This is a genomic window from Armatimonas sp. (assembly GCF_043760365.1).
In the GTDB taxonomy this organism is placed as follows: domain Bacteria; phylum Armatimonadota; class Armatimonadia; order Armatimonadales; family Armatimonadaceae; genus Armatimonas.
In genome coordinates this window covers 1-1780 of sequence record NZ_JAYUPA010000404.1, presented here as the reverse complement: position 1 = coordinate 1780, position 1780 = coordinate 1, and the positions used below count along the sequence as shown (strand labels likewise).

Sequence of the window (1780 nt, the reverse complement as noted above, 5' to 3'; positions counted from 1 at the left end):
GGTCGCCCAATGGGACCCAGCTTGCCTTTGTCTCCGACCGGGATGGCAACGACGAGATCTATCTCATGAATGCCGATGGCAGCACTGTGCGCCGCTTGACAAACAACACGGGGCAAGATCAAACTCCCACTTGGTCGCCCGACGGCACCAAGCTCGCTTTTTCCAGCAACCGCGATGGCAACTACGAGCTCTATAGCATGAACGTGGATGGAAATAACCAAAAACGCCTGACCACAAGCGCGGGCACCGACGATTTTCCGACTTGGTCGCCCAGTGGAGGAACCATTGCATTTGCCACCGATCGGCATGGCAAGCTTGAAATCTATACGATCAACGCCAACGATGGCTCAGAGCCCCGTCGCCTGACCAGCAACGACTTCGACGACGACTCCCCTAGCTACAGCGCCGATGGTCAGACAATCTTCTTCGACTCAGATCGCACAGGCAACTTCGATATCTTCTCGATGGATGCCGTGGATGGTGCCAGTGTGGTTCGTCTCACCGATAGCACTGAGAGCGATAGCGCACCACACTCCCGAGCGCTCCTCACAAATCGGAGGGCACGCCGTTGAAAACACTGATTCTGACTTGCCTTCTACTCTCTGTCTCTGTCTCTGCCGGAGCCTTCGCCCAGGCACGGGGGCGGGAGGAGAAGAAGCAGGAAGAAAAAAAAGAAGAGAAGAAAGAATCCCGTACCCGAGAAGAGACCAAGAACCGTGATGACCGCAATGACCGTCGTGATAGCGATCGAGATCGGGATCAGGGGCGCGACATCATTATTCTTACCGATCCCTTTCCCCGCTGGCCCGGCCCCTTTCCCCGCTGGCCCGATCGAGACTACGGGCGCTTGCGGATGCCAAGACTCACCTTTGCGCGCGATGGCGTCGGACTCTGCGCGATCGGCGAAGGAGGGGAGGCCTCGGAGGTACTGCGTCGCAATATCACGGTAGGTGCCCAGAGCCCGGCTCGTGCCCCTCGCAAAGGCCGCCTCGCCTATGTTGCGCCCGTCGCGAATCAGCTCACCCTCTTTACCGTCGGGGAGAATCTGACCCGCTCACACCAGCTTACCAATCCCAAGTGGGGCGATGCGGATCTGCCTGCCTGGGCACCCGATGATAACTCCCTTGTTTTTGTTTCCCACCGCGATAACAACAACGAACTCTATGTCATTGAGGCAGGTGGTGGCACTCCACGACGGCTCACACAGCACCTTGGCAACGACACACAGCCTACCTGGTCTCCCCGTGGTGGCTGGATCGTCTTCGTCTCAGATCGAGGGGGCCAACCCGCTCTCTGGCGCATTCCCGCAAAGGGAGGGGATGCCATTGCTCTCGAAGGCTGCCCTGTGGGTTTGCCGAGTGATCCCACATTCTCACCAGATGGCCGCTTCATCGTGGCCAGTTTTGAAGATGCTCCCGGGAAGCGACATCTCTGGAAAATAGATCTCAACATGAAAGAAGAACCTCGCCGCCTCACCAGCGAACCTGGTGACTACCACCATCCCGCTTTCCGCCCCGACGGCGGTAAACTCGCGATGAGTGTCCGAACGCAGTCAGGCAACTTCGCCCTCGCGCTACTCGATTTTTCGGCGAATGGTCTTCAGCAGCTAACCTCAGGAACCCTCAGTGATCACCGTCCTGTCTGGTGGTGAAAATTGTCCAATAATTTCCTTGACAGAACTCGTTATGGGGGCTATACTCCCTCTTGCATACAACGACGCGGGGTGGAGCAGTTGGTAGCTCGTTGGGCTCATAACCCAAAGGTCGGAGGTTCAAGTCCT

2 protein-coding genes are annotated in these 1780 nt (G+C 57.5%); both read left to right on the top strand.

Annotated elements, in window-relative coordinates; translation table 11 throughout:
- On the top strand, positions 1-572 hold a 572-nt coding region (locus tag ACH2EH_RS09575), incomplete at its 5' end, for a TolB family protein (RefSeq protein WP_395141129.1).
- The gene (locus ACH2EH_RS09570) at positions 569-1651 is read left to right on the top strand and encodes a hypothetical protein (RefSeq protein ID WP_395141127.1); all 1083 of its coding nucleotides are present in this window, start codon (positions 569-571) and stop codon (positions 1649-1651) included. The genes ACH2EH_RS09575 and ACH2EH_RS09570, both read left to right, overlap by 4 nt.
- Positions 1652-1780 lie beyond the last annotated feature (129 nt).